Origin of the sequence: Kitasatospora sp. NPDC087315 (assembly GCF_044744345.1) — a bacterium.
Lineage (GTDB): Bacteria > Actinomycetota > Actinomycetes > Streptomycetales > Streptomycetaceae > Kitasatospora.
In genome coordinates this window covers 138200-155668 of sequence record NZ_JBIUYD010000003.1, presented here as the reverse complement: position 1 = coordinate 155668, position 17469 = coordinate 138200, and the positions used below count along the sequence as shown (strand labels likewise).

Annotated in this window: 14 protein-coding genes; 5 read left to right on the top strand and 9 right to left on the bottom strand. The window is 71.0% G+C overall.

The window, feature by feature from the left end; all coding sequences use genetic code 11:
- The first annotated feature begins 22 nt into the window (after positions 1–22).
- Positions 23–979 carry an NAD-dependent epimerase/dehydratase family protein gene (locus ACIO5D_RS05655; RefSeq protein ID WP_400794018.1) on the top strand — a complete coding sequence of 319 codons (957 nt, stop codon included), beginning with the start codon at positions 23–25 and terminating at the stop codon, positions 977–979.
- A 115-nt stretch (positions 980–1094) separates the two neighbouring features.
- Complete coding sequence (locus ACIO5D_RS05650; RefSeq protein WP_400794017.1) at positions 1095–2288, top strand: acyltransferase family protein; 1194 nt, start codon at positions 1095–1097, stop codon at positions 2286–2288.
- Here the strand turns inward: ACIO5D_RS05650 and ACIO5D_RS05645 are convergent.
- The 9 genes from ACIO5D_RS05645 to ACIO5D_RS05605 form a co-directional block, all read right to left on the bottom strand.
- Positions 2275–2742, bottom strand: a complete 468-nt coding sequence (locus ACIO5D_RS05645; RefSeq protein ID WP_400654527.1) for a GtrA family protein — start codon at positions 2740–2742, stop codon at positions 2275–2277. The genes ACIO5D_RS05650 and ACIO5D_RS05645 overlap by 14 nt on opposite strands.
- 29 nt (positions 2743–2771) lie before the next feature.
- On the bottom strand, positions 2772–5177 hold the full coding sequence (locus tag ACIO5D_RS05640) for a hypothetical protein (protein ID WP_400794016.1): 2406 nt from the start codon (positions 5175–5177) through the stop codon (positions 2772–2774).
- Between the two features lie 99 nt (positions 5178–5276).
- Positions 5277–6290, bottom strand: a complete 1014-nt coding sequence (locus tag ACIO5D_RS05635; protein ID WP_400794015.1) for a glycosyltransferase — start codon at positions 6288–6290, stop codon at positions 5277–5279.
- 203 nt (positions 6291–6493) lie between these two features.
- A complete protein-coding gene (locus tag ACIO5D_RS05630; RefSeq protein ID WP_400794014.1) occupies positions 6494–7687 on the bottom strand; it encodes an acyltransferase family protein in 1194 nt (397 codons plus the stop codon).
- Positions 7688–7895: 208 nt separating this feature from the next.
- Positions 7896–9089 carry an elongation factor Tu gene (tuf, locus tag ACIO5D_RS05625; protein WP_363605826.1) on the bottom strand — a complete coding sequence of 398 codons (1194 nt, stop codon included), beginning with the start codon at positions 9087–9089 and terminating at the stop codon, positions 7896–7898.
- 197 nt (positions 9090–9286) lie between these two features.
- Positions 9287–11392 (bottom strand): elongation factor G, encoded by a 2106-nt coding sequence (fusA, locus tag ACIO5D_RS05620; RefSeq protein ID WP_400794013.1) that lies wholly within the window; start codon positions 11390–11392, stop codon positions 9287–9289.
- A 39-nt stretch (positions 11393–11431) separates the two neighbouring features.
- Positions 11432–11902, bottom strand: coding sequence for a 30S ribosomal protein S7 (rpsG, locus tag ACIO5D_RS05615; protein WP_030055803.1), 471 nt, complete (start codon positions 11900–11902; stop codon positions 11432–11434).
- Positions 11903–11904: 2 nt separating this feature from the next.
- Positions 11905–12276 carry a 30S ribosomal protein S12 gene (gene rpsL / locus ACIO5D_RS05610; protein ID WP_014144289.1) on the bottom strand — a complete coding sequence of 124 codons (372 nt, stop codon included), beginning with the start codon at positions 12274–12276 and terminating at the stop codon, positions 11905–11907.
- A 427-nt stretch (positions 12277–12703) separates the two neighbouring features.
- Positions 12704–13312, bottom strand: coding sequence for a DUF1707 and DUF4190 domain-containing protein (locus tag ACIO5D_RS05605; protein WP_363605828.1), 609 nt, complete (start codon positions 13310–13312; stop codon positions 12704–12706).
- Between the two features lie 258 nt (positions 13313–13570).
- On the opposite strand from ACIO5D_RS05605, the gene ACIO5D_RS05600 reads away from it, so the two are divergent.
- The 3 genes from ACIO5D_RS05600 (at position 13571) to ACIO5D_RS05590 (ending at position 17448) form a co-directional block, all read left to right on the top strand.
- Positions 13571–14377, top strand: a complete 807-nt coding sequence (locus ACIO5D_RS05600) for an ABC transporter ATP-binding protein (RefSeq protein WP_363605830.1) — start codon at positions 13571–13573, stop codon at positions 14375–14377.
- A 5-nt stretch (positions 14378–14382) separates the two neighbouring features.
- A complete protein-coding gene (locus ACIO5D_RS05595) occupies positions 14383–16023 on the top strand; it encodes a transporter (RefSeq protein WP_400654517.1) in 1641 nt (546 codons plus the stop codon).
- A gap of 123 nt (positions 16024–16146) precedes the next feature.
- Positions 16147–17448 carry a DUF2786 domain-containing protein gene (locus ACIO5D_RS05590; RefSeq protein ID WP_400756167.1) on the top strand — a complete coding sequence of 434 codons (1302 nt, stop codon included), beginning with the start codon at positions 16147–16149 and terminating at the stop codon, positions 17446–17448.
- Positions 17449–17469: the final 21 nt, after the last annotated feature.

Below are 17469 nucleotides of genomic sequence, written 5' to 3'. Positions count from 1 at the left end.
CCCACCCCTGGAGTCCCCCGCAATGACCGCACCGCACACGGCCCCGGCCCGGGTGGCCGTCCTCGGCGGCACCGGCTTCATCGGCCGGGTGCTCGGCGCCCGGCTCCTGGAGCACGGCGCCGAGGTCATCAGCCTCGCCCGCAAGGCCCCCGCCGACCCGGCCCCCGGCCGGTTCGTCGCCTTCGACCTCTCCTCCGACGCCGCGGCCGACCTCACCGAGCTGCTCGACCAGGAGCGGATCGACACGGTGGTCAACGCGGCCGGCGGCATGTGGGGCCTGACCGACGAGCAGATGTACCAGGCCAACGTGGTCCTGGTCGACCGGCTGATCGAGGCCGTCTCGGCGATGGCCGCCCCCGCCCGGCTGGTCCACCTCGGCACCGTGCACGAGTACGGCATGGCGCCGATCGGCGTCAGCCAGCGGGAGAGCGACCAGGCCGCCCCGGTGATGGAGTACGGCAGGCTCAAGCTCGCCGCCACCGAGGCCGTGGTCCGCGCCGTCGAGGCCGGCCGGATCGACGCCGTGGTGCTGCGGCTCGGCAACGTGGTCGGCGCCGGCCAGCCCGGCCACAGCCTGCTCGGCGTGATGGCCGCCAAGCTGGACGCCGCCCGGCGGGCCGGCGAGACCGCTCAGCTCTCGCTTCAGCCGCTCACCGCGCAGCGCGACTTCGTCGACCTCACCGACACCCTCGACGCCGTGATCCTGGCCGCCACCGACCGCTCGGCCCCGCCGGTGGTCAACATCGGCACCGGCTCCGCCGCCTCCGCCCGGCTGCTCGTCGAGCTGCTGATCGAGGAGAGCGGGGTGCCCACCGAGATCACCGAGGTGCCCGCGCCGGCCGGCACCGGCCCGGAGACCGAGTGGCAGCGGCTCGACATCACCGTCGCCCGTGAGCGGCTCGGCTGGACCCCCCGGCGCACCCTGCGCCAGGCCGTCTCGGAGCTCTGGCAGGCCCAGGCCGCCACGCCCGCCCCGTAGGCACCGGGCCCGGCAGGGGAAACGCGGCCCGGCAGACGCCGGGCCCACCCACGACACGGTGGCGTCCGCGACCCGACCGCGGACGCCACCCAGGCCCGCTGCGCCCGAGGAAGCCATGAGACGGCCCGCGTTGCTCCGCCCGCGCGGCACGCTCGCGCAGCTCTGCCAGGGGCGGGCGAACGGCTTCGGAGCACTGCGCCTGCTGCTGGCCGTCGCCGTCGTCGGGTCGCACGTCTACCCCATCGGCTGGGGCCGCCCGGACCCGCTCTGGCTCTGGAGCGGCCGGCAGACCGACCTGGGGAAGGCCGCCGTCCTCGGCTTCTTCGCCCTCTCCGGTTTCATGATCACCGAGAGCGCCCGGCGGCTGAGCGGCGGCCGCTTCGCCTGGCACCGGGCGCTGCGCCTCGTCCCCGGCCTCGCGGGCTCGCTGCTGTTCTCCGCCGCCGTGCTGATGCCACTGCTGTACCGGTGGCAACACGGCTCCCTGGCCGGCTTCCTGAGCCGTCCGGACGGCCCGCTGAGCTACCTGACCAGCCTGGGCGGCAGCGCGCCCACCGCCGGCTGGGACATCTCCGGGGTGCTGGCGCAGGGCATCCGTGCCGGGACCAACTTCGACCGGAGCCTCAACGGCGCCCTCTGGTCGCTGAAGTACGAGATGCTCTGCTACCTGCTGGCCGGACTGCTGGCCGCGGCCCGACTGCTGGGTCGGCGACTGGTCGTACCGGCGGCCGTGCTCACGCTGTGGATCCTGATCGCCACCGGCGCGGTGGACCTCCCCGCGGGCACGCCCCCGGCCGGCGGCCCCGGGGTGACCCTGCCGGTGCTGGGCCAGTTCTCCGTCCACCTCGTCACGACACTCGGTTTCGCGTTTCTGCTCGGCAGCGCCCTACGGCTCCACGCCGACCGGATCCCGGTCCACGACGGGCTGGCACTGGCCGCCGTGCCGGCCCTGGCCGCCTCGTTCCGCTGGGGCGGCTTCGCCGCGGTCGGCCAGCCCGCCCTGGTCTACCTGCTGTTCTGGGCGGCGGCGAGGCTGCCCGGCCGGTGCCGCCGGATCGGCGGACGCGGCGACTTCTCGTACGGCGTGTACATCTACGGCTTTCCGGTCGAGCAGGCGCTCGCGGTGCTGGGCTGCGCGGGCTACGGCAAGCCCGCGTTCCTGGGCTGCGCCCTGACCGCGACCGGCGTCCTGGCCGTGCTCTCCTGGTACGCCGTCGAGCGGCCGGCGATGCGCCTCAGGGGCTGGACACCGGGACCGCTGAAGCGGGCCGCCGGGAAACAGCGGCCCGCCGACGTCACTTCCCCTTGAAGACCCAGACTTTCATCAGCAGGAACCGGACCACGGTGGCCAGGCCGTTGGCGACGATCAGTCCGGCCACCTCGACGACCTTCGAGGCGTCCGGGGCGGCCAGATCGAGCAGCGCGAGCGCCCCCGCGCTGAGGCCGAGGCCGATCACGAAGGCGACGGCGCCCTGGAGTTGGTGCCGCAACGCCCCCTCGCTGCCCGTGATGCCGAAGGTGAACCGGCGGTTGGCGGCGGTGTTGGCGACGGCGCTGACCGCGAGCGCGATCAGGTTCGCGACCTGCGGGTCGACGAAGCGGCGGGCGACCACGTACAGCAGCAGGTAGAAGAGGGTGCTCAGGACCCCGATCACCAGGAAGGACGGGATCTGGCGCTTGGCCGTGCCCGTGCCGGAGGGCTGCACGCCCTGGCCGGCCGTCGGCACCTCGGCCGCGTCGGTCGACTCGTCGGTGGAAACCATGTGAGCACCCATGTGATCGGTTTGTCGGGTCAGGAAATCTCGTACACGGCCATCCGGCCGTTGTCGAAGACCTGTGTGGCAAGGGTCTTCAGAAGCGGGGACTCCGGCGCCAGCTTACGGTTCACCACCAGATAGCGAACGTGGTACCGATCGTGCAGCTGATCGAGAATATCGGCCGTCGGCTGGTAGATGGCGTCGTCGTTCAGCTTGAGCAGCGGCTGGTCCCAGAAGGTGCCGGACTTCTCCGACATCAGCCGCGGCGAGTACGCCCAGCCCTCCACCAGCACCGAGCGCTCGGAGTAGGCGCTGAGCCAGAAGGACAGCGAGTTCCAGCAGGTCTGGCCCGGCACCGCGTAGTCGTTCTCCGAACGGCAGTGACCGTTGGTGACCAGGACGTCCGACGGGTCGCTGTGCGCACGGACCCAGCGGCCCGCCTCGACCTGGCTGGCCGGCAGCGGCCAGGCCCCGTCCCACGGGATCTGCCGGGTCTGCTGGACGTCGAGCAGCAGCGAGGGGGCGCCGGCCGCGAGCGCGGCGGTCAGCAGGACGAGCCCGCCTCGCCGGCGCAGGGCGGGCCGCACACGGCCGACCGCCCACCAGAGCACACCGCAGACCGCCGCGATGCCCGCCAGCGCGGCGGCCGCGGCCAGCGCGGGCACCAGCGCCGTGTACGACTTGGTGCCCTTGGCGTCACCGACCGCCTTGAGGGCGAAGGTCGCCCAGTCCCCCGCGTAGTGGTAGATGCCGTAGGTGAGCAGGCCGACGAAGGCCAGCGTCCCCACCGCGAGCGCGGCCTTGGCCCGGGTGGGCAGCGCGGCGCGCTCGAAGACCTCGCAGTAGCCCCACGCCGACAGCAGCACGCCGAACGGCAGGCCGGCGAGGGTGAAGTAGCTGGCGTTGAAGCCGTTGACCACCAGGTAGACGGACGGGCCCGCGAGGGCGCCGCCGAGCAGGAACCACTGGGTCTGTTCGAGGCGGAGCCGCCGGCGCCAGAGCAGGGGGATCATGCCGACCAGCCGGAGCTGGTGGTTGAGCAGGAAGGCGCCCAGTGTGGCGGTGACGACCACGGCCTGGGTCACCGCGGTCCGGGTGTGCTCGGGGTCCGCCCAGTACCGCTCGATGTTGCCGAACGGCACCACCTCGAGGCCGTAGCTCTCGAACTTGAACAGCACCGCGGTGGCGAACAGCTGGGCACCGGCGATGATCGCGCCGAGGCCGACGATGGTCCACGGGATCCGCCGGGTACCGATCAGCACCATGAGGCCGGCGAAGGCCAGGGCCGCCAGGGTGACCGGCAGGGAGCTCGCCTTGGCCGCGCTGGAGGCCACCGCGAACAGGGCGGCCAGCACGAAGGCGCCCCGGCCGAGCGACGGGATCCGGCCCTGCCGCTCCCCGTCGTCCTCGCCGCGGCCGCGCAGGGCGTCACCGACCACGCCGATCAGCGCCATCAGCAGCGGCTGACTATACGTCAGCGAGAGGCTCGCCCACGCCATCAGCGGCACCGCGGGGGCACCGAAGGTCCAGCTCGGGGTGTTGTTGGGGTAGACGGCGTTGAACTCGCCCACCGCGAAGACCAGCAGGGCCGCGACCGGACCGGCCCACGCCCGGCCGCTCAGCCGGTGCGCCACCACGGCCGTGATCACCATCGCCAGGGCGACCAGCGCGGGGACCATCAGCCGCATCTGGACCACCGGCAGGTCGATGTGGCCGACCAGGTCGGTCATCGCCATGTGGACGAAGGTGAACCAGTGGTAGTGCAGCGGCTCCCCCGCGGCCTGCGGGAAGGTGAGCGGGAAGTTGTGCTTGGCGTTCCCGGCCAGTGAGAGCAGGTACGGCAGGTCGATGTACTGCCGGGTGGTCTCGGTGTCCGGCACGATGGGGTTCTTGCTGAGGACCACCGCGTACAGGTAGGCGCTGGTGAGCCCGACCGTCCCGGCGACCGACCAGGACCAGGCCGTCGAGGTGCGCCGGTAGCCGCGCGGGAACCAGTGCCGCCGCAGCCCCGGCACCGCGGCGAACGGGATCACGACCGCCAACGGCCAGGCCGTGGCCACCGACTGCAGGCCCAGGCCCACCAGGACGGCCCAGGCCGCCAGTTCCAGGACGAGGCCGACCACCGCACCGAACGCGAGGTCCTCGACCAGCGTGTGCGGCCGGCGGCGGAGCGCGCGGAACACCAGCGTGCCCGGGAGCAGAACACCCCAGAGGACGTAGAAGGTGTAACGCGCCACATCGCCGACCGAGGTGTCGGCCGCCAGCAGCAGGGCGACCAGGAAGGCGTAGGCCGCCAGTGCGGGGAGGAAGCGCATCAGCCGGGCGGTGGTCCCGAGCGGGGCACCCTCGGCGCCCGGCCCGTCGCCGAGCGCGGAACTGCCGCTCCCGGCGGGCGCGGTCGGCGTCCCCGGGGCGGGTGCGGTGCTGTCAGTGGTGCCCATCGCTCTTCTTCTCCTGCGGGCTCTGCATCGGCGGCCTGGCTGCTGCGGCGAGGTGTCCCGTCCCGCGACGGGCCGGCCGTCGCGGGACGGGACGGGGGGTCACGCCACGTACTCGGAGACCTTCGAGGTCCGCGCGCCGCGGTCCTCGGCCGAGTCGTAGCCCACGAAGTAGGCCGGGCGGGCCTGCGCCGCCGAGTAGATCCGGCCGACGTACTCGCCGAGCAGACCCATGCAGACGAGCTGCACGGCGCCGAGGAACAGCATGCCGATGAACAGCGAGGACCAGCCGGGCACGGTCTTGCCCAGCGCGTACTCGACCGTGGTGTAGATGCCCAGGGCGAAGCAGAGCACGAAGCTCAGCAGACCGAGCCAGGTGGCGAGCCGCAGCGGGCTGGCGGAGAAGTTGGTGATGCTGTCGATGGCCAGGCGGACCATCTTGGAGAGCGGGTAGTGGGTGCTGCCGGCCACCCGCTCCTCGCGCACGTAGACGACCTCGCCGCTGGGGAAACCCAGCCACGGCACCAGCAGGCGGTAGACCGGCTGGTGCTCGGGCAGCGCCTTGAGCGCGTCCACGGCGGCCCGGCTGAGCAGGCGGAAGTCACCGGCCTGGTTGGGCATGTTCTTGCCGACGAGCTTGCGCATCAGCCAGTAGTAGGCGCCGGCCGTGCGCCGCTTGAAGAAGGTGTCGGTACCGCGGTCGCCGCGCACGCCGTAGACGATGTCGAGGTTCCGCTCGCGGGCGAGCGAGAGCATCTCGGGGATCTTCTCCGGCGGGTCCTGCAGGTCGGCGTCGATGGAGACGACGTAGTCGCCGAAGGCACGGTGGATGCCGGCGGTGAGCGCCGCCTGGTGCCCGGAGTTGCGGGCGAAGCGGACGATCCGGAACTCCGGCCAGTCCTGGTGGATCTTCTGCATGAGCGCCGGGGTGGCGTCGGTGCTGCCGTCGTCGATGCCGACGACCTCGTAGTCGATCCCGAGCTCGTCCAGGATCGGACGCAGGCGCTGGACCGTCAACGGCAGGGCCTCCTGCTCGTTGTAGATCGGCATCACGACCGACAGCAGCGGCGCCGGCTGGGCGGCCGCCTGCTCTGCCGATACAGCTGCGTTGTACATCAGTTGTCGCCTGTCCCTTGTGTCTTCGAGAACGTTCGATCGATGCCGGAGTACACGCCGGTTGACCCGGCCGACCGAGCTGATGGATGCGAGGGGAAGTTCAGGGCCGGAGCCGGCCAGGTGGCGGCCAGGCTAGCAGCAGGATTTTGCCATGCCATGAACGAGCCTTGGGCTGGACGTTCACCCGGCTCCCGGGAGCGGCGTCAGGACTTCCGGGGCACGGGCTCGTCCGAGACGCGGCGCAAGGTCGCCATCGAACGGTCCAGGGCGTTCTTGAGCAGCCTGGACACCGGCCGTTCGATCAGCCGGTGGATCAGCCAAGCGGCGACCAGGACCGTCGCCAGGGCCGTGACCAGCGCCAGCTGGACGCTGAAGTGCCGGGTGAGCAGGTAGTGGATCAGCGTCCAGCCGATCTCCTGGTGGATCAGGTAGAGCGGGTAGGTCAGCGCCCCGGCGACGGTCAGCCACTTCCACTGCACCCAGTCGAACAGGCCCAGCGCGGCACCGAGGACGAGGGCGAACGCGGCGGTCACCGCGGCCGCCATCACGCTCCACGACAGCGTGTGGCCGAGGACGTTGACGTAGACCTCCTGGATCGAGTCCAGCCGGGTCAGCGCGAGGATCCAGGAGAAGCCCACGATCCCCCAGAGCAGCAGGTTCTGGCCGAACCTGTACATCAGGAACATGCCGACGCCGGCGATGAAGAACGGCGACTCGTTCGGCATGGCGAGGGTGGTCAGCAGGGGGATCTGCGCCTGTGGTGCCAGTACGGCGGCGATGGTCCAGATCCCGCAGAACGCGACGACCTTGCGGTAGGTCAGGCCGGTCGCGACGACGAGGGCGAACAGCAGGTAGAACCGCATCTCGACCCAGAGCGTCCAGTAGACACCGTCGACGTGCCGCATCCCGAGCGGGGTCTGAAGCATGGTCAGATTGCCGAGGATGGTGCTGGCGGTCAGCCCGTCGCCGACTCCGAGACGGGCGAACTGCTTGAAGTTGAGCACCACCAGACTGGTCAGCGCGATGCCCGCCCAGTACCCGGGGTAGAGGCGCACCACCCGGGAGACGAAGAACTCCCCCGGCCGCTTGCCCCAGCAGCTCATGCAGATCACGAAGCCGCTGATGACGAAGAACAGCTCGACGCCCAGCCAGCCGTACGCCGCCACCCGGTTCACCAGGGGCAGCGCGTCCTTGGGCGTGACGCCCTGCCACACCCCGGAGATTCCGATGTACGCGGTCCAGTGGAAGGACATCACACTCAGGGCCGCGAAGAGCCTCATCCCGTCCAGCGCGTAGAGGCGTGGACGCTTGGTGCGGCCGTCGGACGGCTGGCCCGCGCGGGCGGCAGAGCGGCGCCGGAGGAGCGAGGGCTTCGTCAGAAGCGGGGCAGAGGTCATTCCGGAGCGCTTTCGGCAGTGGGGCGGAGAGCCTCGATCAGCCTCGCCCTGGCGACGGCTGCGGGTGGCTCAGTGTATCCGGACCGGGAACCCCCTACCCGCCGGGGCCCTCCCCCGGCCACCCGACACGCCGAAGGGCCCCGCACACCCGGAAGTGTGCGGGGCCCTTCGGCTCGCCTGTGCGGTACAGGCAGGTCTAGAGCATCAATTACTTGATGATCTTGGTGACCTGGCCGGCGCCGACGGTGCGGCCACCCTCACGGATGGCGAACTTCAGGCCCTCCTCCATGGCGATCGGCTGGATCAGCACGACCGTCATGGCGGTGTTGTCGCCCGGCATGACCATCTCGGTGCCCTCGGGGAGGGTCACAACGCCGGTCACGTCCGTGGTACGGAAGTAGAACTGCGGGCGGTAGTTGTTGAAGAACGGGGTGTGACGGCCACCCTCGTCCTTCGACAGGATGTACGACTGGGCCTCGAACTCGGTGTGCGGGGTGACCGAACCGGGCTTGATGATGACCTGGCCGCGCTCGACGTCCTCGCGCTTGATGCCACGGAGGAGCAGACCGACGTTCTCACCGGCCTGGCCCTCGTCGAGCAGCTTGCGGAACATCTCGATGCCGGTGACCGTGGTGGTGGTCTTGGTCTCCTTGATGCCGATGATGTCGACAGTCTCGTTGACCTTGAGGATGCCACGCTCGATACGACCGGTGACGACGGTGCCACGACCGGTGATCGTGAAGACGTCCTCGATCGGCATCAGGAACGGCTGGTCCACGGCGCGGGCCGGGGTCGGGATGGCCTCGTCGACCGCGTGCATCAGGCCGAGGAGCTTCTCGCCCCACTCCTTGTCGCCCTCCAGCGCCTTCAGCGCGGAGACGCGGACGACCGGCAGGTCGTCGCCCGGGAACTCGTACTCGGAGAGCAGCTCACGGACCTCGAGCTCGACGAGCTCCAGGATCTCCTCGTCGTCCACCATGTCGGCCTTGTTCAGGGCGACAACGATGTAGGGGACGCCGACCTGGCGGGCCAGGAGCACGTGCTCCTTGGTCTGCGGCATCGGGCCGTCGGTGGCGGCGACGACGAGGATCGCACCGTCCATCTGGGCCGCACCGGTGATCATGTTCTTGATGTAGTCCGCGTGACCGGGGCAGTCGACGTGGGCGTAGTGACGCGCCTCGGTCTGGTACTCGACGTGCGCGATCGAGATGGTGATACCGCGCTGCCGCTCCTCCGGCGCCTTGTCGATCTGGTCGAACGGCGTGAAGGGGTTGATCTCCGGGTACGCGTCGTGCAGCACCTTGGTGATGGCCGCGGTAAGGGTCGTCTTACCGTGGTCGATGTGACCGATGGTGCCGATGTTGACGTGGGGCTTCGTCCGCTCGAACTTCGCCTTCGCCACTGCAGTCCTCCTGAGGACAGTTCTGTACGCCGTGCTGACGTCAGTTGGTCTTTGATCGGGTTGGGTACGGGGTGCCGGTGGGCACCCCATGCCGTCCCGCGGGTGGGGGCCGGAGGCCCCCGGGAGAATCCGACCGGATTCTCCCGGGTTGCCTCCTAATAGCCTAAGGGTTCGCAAACATCCCGAATGTCGGGACGTTACTCGCCCTTGGCCTTGGCGATGATGTCGTCCGCCACGTTCCGCGGAACCTCGGCGTACGAGTCGAACTGCATCGAGTAGCTCGCGCGACCGGAGGTCTTGCTGCGCAGGTCACCGACGTAGCCGAACATCTCGGAGAGAGGCACCAGCGCCGAAACGACGCGGGCACCGTGACGCTCGTCCATGGACCGGATCTGGCCACGGCGAGAGTTGATGTCGCCGATCACATCGCCCATGTAGTCCTCGGGCGTGGTGACCTCGACGGCCATCATCGGCTCCAGGAGGGCCGGACCGGCCTTCCTGGCGCCTTCCTTGAAGGCCATCGAACCGGCGATCTTGAACGCGAGCTCGGAGGAGTCGACGTCATGCGCGGCACCGTCGAGCAGCGTGACGCGGACACCCTGCAGCGGGTAGCCGGCGAGCACACCGAACTCCATGGCCTCCTGGCAGCCGGCGTCGACCGAGGGGATGTACTCCCTCGGCACGCGGCCACCGGTGACCTTGTTCACGAACTCGTAGCCCTCGCCGGACTCGATCGGCTCGATCGCGATCTGGATCTTCGCGAACTGGCCGGAGCCACCGGTCTGCTTCTTGTGCGTGTAGTCGATACGCTCGACGGCCTTGCGGATCGTCTCGCGGTACGCGACCTGCGGCTTGCCGACGTTGGCCTCGACCTTGAACTCACGGCGCATACGGTCGACCAGCACCTCGAGGTGCAGCTCGCCCATACCCGCGATGATGGTCTGGCCGGTCTCCTCGTCCGTGTTGACCTGGAAGGAGGGGTCCTCCTCCGCGAGACGCTGGATGGCGACACCCAGCTTCTCCTGGTCACCCTTGGACTTGGGCTCGATCGCGACGCGGATGACCGGGGCCGGGAAGTCCATGGACTCCAGGATGACCGGGTTCTTCTCGTCGGACAGCGTCTCACCGGTGGTGGTCTGCTTCAGGCCCATGACGGCGATGATGTCGCCGGCGCCCACCGACTCGATCTCCTCACGCTTGTTCGCGTGCATGCGGTAGATCTTGCCGATGCGCTCCTTCTTGCCCTTGACGGCGTTCAGCACCGAGGTGCCGGACTCCAGGCGGCCCGAGTAAACCCGGACGAAGGTGAGCTTGCCGAGGTGCGGGTCCGACATGATCTTGAACGCGAGCGCGGCGAGCGGCTCGTCGTCCGAGGCCTTGCGGGAGATCTTGACCGTGTCGTCACCGGGCTTGGTGCCCTCGATGGACTCGATGTCCAGCGGCGACGGCAGGTACTTGACGACCGCGTCGAGCAGGGGCTGAACGCCCTTGTTCTTGAACGCGGTACCGCAGAAGATCGGCGTGAAGGCCGACTCCAGGGTGCCCTTGCGGATCGCGGCGTAGAGCAGCTCCTCGGGGACGTCCTCGCCCTCCATGGCGAGCTCCATCACCTCGTCGCTGACGTTCGACACGGTGTCGAGCAGCGCCTCGCGGTACTCGTCGGCCTGCTCCTGCAGCTCGGCCGGGATGTCGACGATGTCGTACATCTCGCCCTTGGCGGCCTCGGCGGACCAGACCAGCGCCTTCATGCGGACAAGGTCGACAACGCCCTTGAAGTCCGCCTCGGCACCGATCGGGAGCTGCATCACCAGCGGGGTCGCGCCGAGGCGCTCCACGATGGTGTCGACGCAGAAGAAGAAGTTCGCGCCCGTGCGGTCCAGCTTGTTGATGAAGCAGATGCGCGGGACGCCGTAGCGGTCAGCCTGCCGCCACACGGTCTCGGACTGGGGCTCGACACCGGCGACACCGTCGAACACCGTCACCGCACCGTCGAGGACGCGCAGCGAACGCTCCACCTCGACGGTGAAGTCGACGTGACCCGGGGTGTCGATGATGTTGATGGTGTTGTCGACGTCGTCGACCGTCCAGTGACAGGTCGTCGCGGCCGACGTGATCGTGATGCCGCGCTCCTGCTCCTGCTCCATCCAGTCCATGGTGGCAGCGCCATCGTGGACCTCACCGATCTTGTACGAGACACCGGTGTAGAACAGGATCCGCTCGGTGGTGGTGGTCTTGCCCGCGTCGATGTGCGCCATGATCCCGATGTTGCGGACCCTGGCGAGGTCAAGGGAGGTTGCAGCCATGGTGGCTCGTTCTCTCTCTGTCTAGTGACGGGGTAGGGACTACCAGCGGTAGTGCGCGAAGGCCTTGTTGGACTCGGCCATCTTGTGGGTGTCCTCGCGACGCTTCACGGAAGCGCCCAGGCCGTTGCTGGCGTCGAGGATCTCGTTCATCAGGCGCTCGGTCATGGTCTTCTCGCGACGGGCGCGGGAGTAACCGACCATCCAGCGCAGCGCCAGGGTGCTGGCGCGGCCCGGACGGACCTCGACCGGGACCTGGTAGGTCGCGCCACCGACACGGCGGGACTTGACCTCGAGGGCCGGCTTGACGTTCTCCAGCGCGCGCTTCAGCGTCACGACCGGGTCCGAGCCGGTCTTCTCACGAACGCCCTCGAGGGCGCCGTAGACGATCCGCTCGGCGGTGGAGCGCTTGCCGTGCAGCAGGATCTTGTTGACCAGCTGGGTGACGACCGGGGAGCCGTAAACCGGGTCGATGATGACCGGACGCTTCGGGGCGGGGCCCTTACGAGGCATTCTTACTTCTCCTTCTTGGCGCCGTAGCGGCTGCGAGCCTGCTTGCGGTTCTTGACACCCTGGGTGTCAAGCGAACCGCGGATGATCTTGTAGCGGACACCAGGAAGGTCCTTCACACGACCACCGCGCACCAGCACGATGGAGTGCTCCTGCAGGTTGTGGCCCTCGCCCGGGATGTAAGCGGTGACCTCGATCCCGCTGGTGAGGCGCACACGGGCGACCTTACGAAGCGCCGAGTTCGGCTTCTTCGGGGTGGTCGTGTACACACGCGTGCAGACCCCGCGACGCTGGGGCGAGCCCTTCAGCGCGGGAGTCTTGTTCTTCTCGACCTTGTCCTGCCGGCCCTTTCGGACCAGCTGCTGGATCGTAGGCACCGTTTCTCCGTTTTCTGTGTGCCAAGGCTTGGTGGAACTAACCTGTGGTGTTCCCTCACACACGGCCCCGTGGTCGACCCACGCGGTCGGGTGTGTTGGGCTTATTCCGACACGGAATCCCATGAGCTGATGTACAGCGACGGCGCTCAACGCGCGGGGCGCTGGAAGGCGCTCCGGCTCGGCGCGGCGACCGGTGTGCATGCACGCACAAGGACCCGGGGACACCCCAGGCACAAGGTCAGAGCGTACCTAGCGCATGGAGCTCGGTCAAAACAAATGCAACGCCGCAGGTCGCGGCCGTCGGCCGGATGTCGCGGGGATGTCCCGCGAGCGGACGTCCGGTGTCGGACCGCCTACCTGCCGCTCTACCACAGTCCGGAGCCCGTCGCCACCGCAGCCGCCTCCCACCGCCCGGGGCGGGGTGCCGTCAGTACGATCCGGAGCCGCCGCCACCGCTGAAGAAGATCCCCGCGAGGAGCAGCAGGGTCCAGCCGGCGACCGAGAGCCATCCCAGCACCAGGCCGGTGACGGCCATGCCGTCGCCCTCCTCCTGCCGGACGGACAGCTGCCTCTTGGCGATGTGCCCGCAGATCACGGCGGGCAGGCCGGTCATCCCCATCGTCGGCAGGGTCAGCACGCCGAGCACCAGGGATGCCACCGCGGCGCCGTTGGTGCGGCGCGGCGGCGGAGGCAGGAAGGTCGGCGGGACCACCGGGGCCGGTGCGCCCATCGGCGTCAGCATCGGCGTCACCATCGGACCGGACGGGAGATCGGCCACCAGCCGGGCCAGCTCGCCGTAGGTCTGCGCGCCGCTCGCCGCCTCGAAGCGCTGCCCGTACTCGTCCGCGGAGAGCCGGCCCTCGGCGAAGGCGGCCTTCAGCACGTCGATCGTGCGGTCGCGGTCCGTGTGCGCCGCCCGCATCGCCGACTGCGGCGTGGGCGCGGGCTGCCAGGACCCGGCGTACGGCTTGGCCGGCACCTGCGGCGGCCGACCACCGTACCCGGGGCCCTGCTCGCCCCACGGCTGAACGGCCATCCGCCACCTCCCGACGCCCCGGCGCGCCGCGCGCGCTCACCGACCTTCATAGTGCAGGACGAACGGGGGTCCTGAGTAGTTGCCACTTTTCCCGACGAGCATGTGGCGCGCTCACACCGGTCGGGCGAGGGACCGTCACTTCGGCCTTCATCCGTTCGGCCCAGACCCGCCGAAGATCGCCCACCCGGGCGACAGTCCGCCCGGGCAATGGCAGGCTGGCCTGGACCGCAGCCCTACCACCGAACAGAGAAGGCCGCCATGCAGGCGTCAGCACCGCCGCCGTTCCCCGCCCCCGTGTCCAGCACCCCCGCCGCCGTCAGCATCCGGGGGCTGTGGAAGCGCTTCGGCAGCCAGGCCGCCGTGGCCGGGCTGAGCCTGGAGCTTCCGGCCGGCGCGTTCATCGGGCTGGTCGGCCCGAACGGCGCCGGCAAGACCACCACCCTGTCGATGGTCACCGGCCTGCTCCGGCCCGACCAGGGCACCGTCCTGGTGCACGGCGCCGACGTCTGGGCCGACCCGGTCGCGGTCAAGGCCAGGATCGGCATCCTGCCCGAGGGCCTGCGGATGTTCGAGCGGCTCAGCGGCCGTGAACTGCTCCAGTACAACGGCCGGCTGCGCGGCCTGCCCGGCGCGGAGGTGGACCGCCGCGCCGAGGAGCTGCTCGCCGTCCTGGACCTGGCCGGCGACGCCGACAAGCTGGTCGCCGACTACTCCACCGGCATGCGCAAGAAGATCGGCCTGGCCGCCGCGCTGCTGCACAACCCCGACGTGCTCTTCCTCGACGAGCCCTTCGAGGGCGTCGACCCGGTCTCCGCCCAGACCATCCGCGGCGTGCTCAAGCGGTACGCGGCGGCCGGCTCCACCGTCGTGTTCTCCAGCCACGTCATGGAGCTCGTCGAGCAGCTCTGCGACTGGGTCGCCGTCATCAACGCCGGCCAGGTGATCGCCCAGGGCCCGCTGGACACCGTCCGCGGCGAGCGCAGCCTGCACGAGTCGTTCCTCGCGCTGATCGGCGTACGCGAGGACGACGGGCAGGCCCTCGGCTGGCTCGGGGGCGGGCAGTGAGCGGCGTGGCCGGCGTGACCGGCGGGATACGCGAGGCCCGCACCCCGGTGCCCGACGGGCGCGCGGTGGTCCGCGCCCTCGTCTCGCTCAAGCTCCGGCTGCTCCGCAACGGCCTCCGGCGCAGCCCCGGACGGGCCGCCGTCTACATCATCGGCGCGGTGCTCGGCCTGCTGCTCTCCGCCCTGATCGCGCTGGGCATGGTGCTGCTGAACGGCCACCGCGGCGCCGGCGACGCGGGCGTGATGCTGGTCGGCGCGCTCGCCATCGGCTGGGCCGCGCTGCCGCTCTTCCTGTTCGCCAGCGACGAGAGCGCCGACCCGACCCGGCTCACCATGCTGCCGCTGCGCCCCGGTCCGCTGCTGCGCGGCTCCGTACTGGCCGCGCTGATCGGCCCCGGGCCACTGGTCTCCCTGGTGCTGGTCACCGGCGCGGCCCTGTCCGGCGCGAACGGCGCCGCCTCGGCGGTGGCCGCGGTGGTGGGCGTCCCGCTCGCGGTGGTCAGCCTGGTGACGCTGTCCCGCTCGGTGGCGGCCGGCAACGCCCGGCTGCTCTCCAGCCGGCGCGGCAAGGACTTCGCGATCTTCGGCGGGCTGCTCTTCGCGCTGCTGATCCAGATCGCCAACATCGGCTCCCAGAGCGTCTTCGGCAAGACCGGCGAGCACGGCCTCGACCTCAGCCCGCTGGCGTCGATCGCCTCCGTGCTGCGCTGGGTGCCGCCCGTCGGGGCGGTGGACGCCGCCCGCACCGCCGGCGAGGGGCGGTACGGGCTCGCCGTGCTCCAGCTGGCCTCCACCGCGGTGCTGCTGGCGCTGCTGCTGCGCTGGTGGCGCGGCAGCCTCCAGCAGCTGATGGTCACCGCGGACGCCTCCACCCTGGAGGTGGCGCGCGGCGTACGGGCCTCGCGCGGCTGGGGCTTCCTGCCCGAGGGCCGGACCGGCGCGGTGATGCAGCGTCACCTGCGCTACGCCTGGCGGGAGCCGCGGGCCAAGGCCGCCGTGTTCACCAGCATCGGGATGGCGCTGGTGCTCTGCGTGCTGTCGGTGATCCAGGGCTGGTCGAGCGTCTACCTGGTGGCGATGGCCGGGATGTTCCTCGGCCTGCAGATGCTCAACCTGTTCGGCATGGACGGCTCGGCGTTCTGGATGGTCGCCGCCACCCTGCGCACCCCCGCCGACGCCCGGGACGAGCTGCGCGGGCGGGCGTACGCGGTGCTCTCCTACGCGCTGCCGGTCACCGTGCTGCTCGCGGTGGCGCTGGCCGCCGTCACCGGCGACTGGGCCGGCCTGGCCCCCGCGCTCGGTCTCGCGCTGGCCCTGCTCGGCTGCGGCATCGCGCTGGGCTCCGTCCTGAGCGTGCTGGCGCCGTACACCATGCCCGCCGACAGCAACCCGATGCGCAACGCCGCCCCCGGCCAGGGCGGGCTGGTGATGCTCAACAGCTTCGGCTCGGTGTTCGGTGCGACGCTGCTCTGCCTGCCGGTCACCGGCTACCTCGGCTGGGCCCTGATCACCGACGGCCCCGCCTGGCCGGTCCTGCTGCTCGGGCCGCTCTACGGAGCCCTGGTCGCCGTCCTCGGCATCCGGCTGGCCGCCGGCCGGCTGCTGGAGCGCGGCCCGGAGATCCTCGCCAAGGCCGTCGAGCGCTGAGCCCGTCCCGCTGAAGCGTCCGCCGGAGCGCCCGGTCCCCGCGGTGGGGCCGGGCGCTCCGGCATCATGGGCGGGAGAGCCGGCCCGGTCACGGGACCGGGCGTGACGAGGACGGGACACACCGTGGGCAAGCGCAGGCAGCACGGCGGGGCCGGGGCGAACGGGAGCGCCGGGCCGTTGCTGGACCAGGCGCTGCGGGCGGTGCTGACGGCACCGGAGGACGGGCTGGATCTCGCGCTCGACACCGGGGCCTCGCTGCTGGCCGCCTCGGCCGGGCAGTGGCCGGCGGTGAGCCGGGCGCTGCTGGGCCACGCGGACACGGCGGTCGGGCGGTGCTGGTCGGCCGGGTGGCGCCCGGCGGACCTGACCCGGGTGGTGCGGCGGGAGCTGAAGCCGGTCCATCTGGCGCTCGCGGTGGACCTGATCGCCGCCGAGGGCCGACGCCACCCGGCGGCCGCGCTGGACCGGCGCTGGCAGGAGCAGCTGCGCGAGCTGGAGACCGAGGCCTGGTGGCCGGACGACGAGGCGTACCTCGCCGCCTTCGCCCACCGGCACCGGCTGGACCGCTTCGCGCTGGCCACCGCCGTACTGGAGCTGCTGCGGACCTGGGGCCGGCTGCCGCCGATCGCCCCGGTCGGCCCGGCGCCCGGGCAGGCGCCCCGGGTGGAACACCGGGCGCGGCGCCCGGTGCCGGGCGAGCCGCGGATGCTGTCGCGGATCCGGGCGCTGCTGGCGAAGGCCGAGTCCACCGAGTACCCGGAGGAGGCCGAGGCGCTGACCGCCAAGGCCCAGCAGCTGATCGCCCAGCACAGCATCGACGAGGCGCTGCTGGCCGTCAGCGCCGACCGGGACGCCCCGGCGTCGCTGCGGATCGGCGTGGACAACCCGTACGAGAGCCCGAAGGCGATGCTGCTGGACGCGGTGGCGGCGGCGAACCGGTGCCGGGTGGTGTGGGCGAAGGAGTTCGGCTTCTGCACCATCATCGGCTTCGACGGCGACCTGGACGGCGTCGAACTGCTGTACACCTCGCTGCTGGTGCAGGCCACCGCGGCCATGAACAGGTCGGGCGCCCGCCAGCACCTGGACGGCGCCTCGCGGACCAAGGCGTTCCGGCAGTCCTTCCTGGTGGCGTACGCGGCGCGGATCCGCGAGCGGCTGACCGCCGCCACCGAGCAGGCCACCAGCGCCGCGGCGGCCGGGCGGCACCTGCGCGAGGACGGCACCGAGGAGCAACTGGTGCCCGACGAGCGGCTGCTGCCGGCGCTGGCGGCCCGCTCGGAGGCGGTGGACCAGGAGGTCGGGCGGATGTTCCCGAAGCTGGTCTCGCAGCGGGTGCGGGTGAGCGACGGCGAGGGCTGGGCGGCCGGGCGGGCGGCCGCCGACCGGGCCGCCCTGCACGGCCGGGCCGGGGAGATCCGCGGCTAGGCCGTGGGGCCGGGCCTGATA

Coding starts and splice junctions, on each gene's coding strand:
- ACIO5D_RS05655 (WP_400794018.1), top strand. CDS start 23: ATGACCGCACCGCACACGGCCCCGGCCCGGGTGGCCGTCCTCGGCGGC.
- ACIO5D_RS05650 (WP_400794017.1), top strand. CDS start 1,095: ATGAGACGGCCCGCGTTGCTCCGCCCGCGCGGCACGCTCGCGCAGCTC.
- ACIO5D_RS05645 (WP_400654527.1), bottom strand. CDS start 2,742: ATGGTTTCCACCGACGAGTCGACCGACGCGGCCGAGGTGCCGACGGCC.
- ACIO5D_RS05640 (WP_400794016.1), bottom strand. CDS start 5,177: ATGGGCACCACTGACAGCACCGCACCCGCCCCGGGGACGCCGACCGCG.
- ACIO5D_RS05635 (WP_400794015.1), bottom strand. CDS start 6,290: ATGTACAACGCAGCTGTATCGGCAGAGCAGGCGGCCGCCCAGCCGGCG.
- ACIO5D_RS05630 (WP_400794014.1), bottom strand. CDS start 7,687: ATGACCTCTGCCCCGCTTCTGACGAAGCCCTCGCTCCTCCGGCGCCGC.
- fusA (WP_400794013.1), bottom strand. CDS start 11,392: ATGGCTGCAACCTCCCTTGACCTCGCCAGGGTCCGCAACATCGGGATC.
- rpsG (WP_030055803.1), bottom strand. CDS start 11,902: ATGCCTCGTAAGGGCCCCGCCCCGAAGCGTCCGGTCATCATCGACCCG.
- ACIO5D_RS05605 (WP_363605828.1), bottom strand. CDS start 13,312: ATGGCCGTTCAGCCGTGGGGCGAGCAGGGCCCCGGGTACGGTGGTCGG.
- ACIO5D_RS05600 (WP_363605830.1), top strand. CDS start 13,571: ATGCAGGCGTCAGCACCGCCGCCGTTCCCCGCCCCCGTGTCCAGCACC.